The sequence below is a fragment of the Mesorhizobium sp. M5C.F.Ca.IN.020.32.2.1 genome (assembly GCF_004023105.1).
In the GTDB taxonomy this organism is placed as follows: Bacteria; Pseudomonadota; Alphaproteobacteria; order Rhizobiales; family Rhizobiaceae; genus Mesorhizobium; species Mesorhizobium wenxiniae.
In genome coordinates this window covers 1-3,060 of record NZ_RZSX01000768.1, presented here as the reverse complement: position 1 = coordinate 3,060, position 3,060 = coordinate 1, and the positions used below count along the sequence as shown (strand labels likewise).

General features: G+C 61.8%; 3 protein-coding genes. All 3 read right to left on the bottom strand.

Going from position 1 to position 3,060, the window contains the following annotated elements; translation table 11 throughout:
• Positions 1 to 184 precede the first annotated feature (184 nt).
• On the bottom strand, positions 185 to 565 hold the full coding sequence (locus EOA86_RS28505; RefSeq protein ID WP_206523344.1) for a DCC1-like thiol-disulfide oxidoreductase family protein: 381 nt from the start codon (positions 563 to 565) through the stop codon (positions 185 to 187).
• 152 nt (positions 566 to 717) lie between these two features.
• The gene (locus EOA86_RS28500; RefSeq protein ID WP_065009207.1) at positions 718 to 1,011 is read right to left on the bottom strand and encodes a GYD domain-containing protein; all 294 of its coding nucleotides are present in this window, start codon (positions 1,009 to 1,011) and stop codon (positions 718 to 720) included.
• Positions 1,012 to 1,218: 207 nt separating this feature from the next.
• Positions 1,219 to 3,060: RNA polymerase sigma factor RpoD (rpoD, locus tag EOA86_RS28495; RefSeq protein WP_128344714.1), on the bottom strand; the 1,842-nt coding region annotated here is incomplete at its 5' end.

Below are 3,060 nucleotides of genomic sequence, written 5' to 3'. Positions count from 1 at the left end.
CATCGTCTGCTCCTTGAGTTATGTCTTACGATATATCTCAATTAGGCAGGCGAGGTGGTTGAGTCAAGATATATCTTACGATGTAACGTAATTGCGCACGGCATTGAAAGAGCGCGTTTGCGGCTAAGGCAGTGGCTGAACCTCTCCGGAGTCCCAAAAGGCCCGGGGCGGTTGTCTCTGCCGCTTACCAGCGGCCCTTGCGCCGGTTCCAGGCATAGAGAAGATCGGCGAAACGATCATAGGCATAGCGCGTCAACGGCAGCACGGTGCGGTTGCCGAACAGCGCTGCCAGCCAGCCCTCGCCCGGTGTTTTCAGCCAGACGGCAATTACGACGTCGGCGCCGACCAGCAGTTTGCCATCCGCATCAATTGCGTGCAGCCGGCGGCGGATGTCCTCCAGCGACACGCCGTATCCGGCCAGTGCCGCCGGTTCGGCATTGATGTCGCGAAACGCGATCCGCCCGGTCTTGATCGCCTCGATCAGCCGCTGCTTCTGCCGGCTGATGCCGGCATCGCAAACCGGACAGCGGGTGTTGTACCAGATGGTCAGCAGAGGCTTGGGCATGTGTTCAGAGACGCGAGCTGAGGTGCTGCGCGGAATATCCGGGAAGTACCTTCGCCCCGCAACATTTCGGACCAGACTGGCCGGGCGCCGCCAAGCGGCGCCTGACCGTGCCGGGCTCGGCAGCTTGCGCGGATCTGTAGCCGCGCAACGCCTCAGCCGAGCGAGGCGATGATCTCGCGATAGGCCAATTCCGGGAAAGCCTTGAGCGTCCGCGTCCTCACGTTACCGCCTGTCGCCAGCATCAGCGAGAAACGAGCGAGCACCGCATCGTCGGGCGCTTCGACGATCGCCACCATATCGCATTCGCCCATGGTGAGATAAAACGCCTTGAACGAGCCACCCATGTCTCCCAGCAGCTTCTTGGCGGCATCGAGCCGCTTCGGCGACTCGCGCACATTTTTGGCGCCCTGCTCCGTCCAGTTGATCAGCACGATATAGTTTGTCATGCACACCTCCCTCCGGGGCCTCGGAGCACGGCGTCACTGCCGGGGCGGGCATCCGGGTTTGTCGCCCAGAAAATGCATCCGACACGAGATTATCCTCCCACAGCAGGTGTGCTGCAACAACAACCGCACCGTCTGGCGAGACAATTCCTGGCACGAACGAAAAAGGGCGCCGCAGCGCCCTTTAAATTGCTTATCCGTCACCCGGCATTAGCTATCGAGGAAGCTCCGCAGCTTGCGCGAGCGGCTGGGATGCTTGAGCTTGCGCAACGCCTTGGCTTCGATCTGGCGGATGCGTTCGCGGGTGACCGAGAACTGCTGACCGACTTCCTCCAGCGTGTGGTCGGTGTTCATGCCGATGCCGAAGCGCATTCTAAGCACGCGCTCTTCACGCGGGGTGAGCGAAGCAAGCACCCGCGTCGTCGTCTCGCGCAGATTGGCCTGGATCGCCGCGTCGATCGGCAGGATCGCCATCTTGTCCTCGATGAAATCGCCGAGATGCGAATCCTCCTCGTCGCCGACCGGCGTTTCGAGCGAAATCGGCTCCTTGGCGATCTTCAGTACCTTGCGCACTTTTTCCAGCGGCATGGCGAGCTTTTCCGCCAGTTCCTCCGGCGTCGGCTCGCGGCCGATCTCGTGCAGCATCTGGCGCGAGGTGCGCACGATCTTGTTGATCGTCTCGATCATGTGCACCGGAATGCGGATGGTGCGCGCCTGGTCGGCGATCGAGCGGGTGATCGCTTGCCGGATCCACCACGTCGCGTAGGTCGAGAACTTATAGCCGCGGCGGTATTCGAATTTGTCGACCGCCTTCATCAGGCCGATATTGCCTTCCTGGATCAGATCGAGGAACTGCAGGCCGCGATTGGTGTATTTCTTGGCGATGGAAATGACGAGGCGCAGATTGGCCTCGACCATTTCCTTCTTGGCGATCGCGGCTTCGCGCTCGCCCTTCTGCACCTGATTGACGATCTTGCGGAATTCGAGGATCGAGATCGCCGTTTCCGTGGCGAGGTTCTGGATCTCGGCACGCAGGTCGCGGATCGCGTCCTTTTCGTTCTTGGTGAATTCCTTCCAGCCGCGCGAGGTCAGATTGCCGATCGAGCGCGTCCAGTTGGGATCGAGTTCCGAGCCCTGATACTCCTTCAGGAATTCCTCGCGGCGCACGCCATAGCTTTCGGCCAGCCGCAACAGCTTGCCTTCGTTCTGCACGAGGCGCTTGTTGATATCGTAGAGCTGCTCGACCAATGCCTCGATGCGCGCAGTGTTCAGGGACAGCGACTTCACCGCCTTGATCAGCTGGTCCTTCAGCTCCTTCAGCCGGCGGTCCTGGCTGGGCGACAGCGTGCCCGCGGCGGCAAGCCGGTTCTCGACCTGCTGGTCCTGCAGCTTGCGCAATTTCTTGTATGTGTCGGCGATGACGTCGAGCGTCTCCATTACCTGCGGACGCAGTTCCGCTTCCATCGCCGCCAGCGACAGGCTGGCTTCGTCTTCGTCTTCCTCGTCGTCGTCAGTCAGACCGCGCGTGTCGCCGCCGACATTGGTGATGTCGTCCTCGTCCTCGCGCGAACGGCGCGGCTTTTCCTCGGTCTTGGCTTCCTCGATCCGCTCGACCACCGGCGCCTGCTTGGCCTCCGGTCCGGCATAGGTCGCTTCGAGGTCGATGATCTCGCGCAGCAGGATCTTCGATTCGTTGAGCTCGTCACGCCAGATGATGATGGCCTGGAAGGTCAGCGGGCTTTCGCACAGGCCCGCGATCATCGTCTCGCGGCCGGCCTCGATACGTTTGGCGATCGCGATTTCGCCCTCGCGCGACAGAAGCTCGACCGAGCCCATTTCGCGCAGATACATGCGAACCGGATCGTCGGTGCGATCGGTCGGCTCTTTCTTGGTCGTCGTCGCGGCAACGGCGGTACCGGTCTGCTCGGCCAGTTCGTTGGCGTCTTCCTCGGCGTCGGCAGCCGCGTCGGCGGCTTCCGGCTCCTCGCCCTGCTCGTCGTCCTCGACCACGTTGATGCCCATGTCGGAGAGCATGGCCATCGTGTCCTCGAT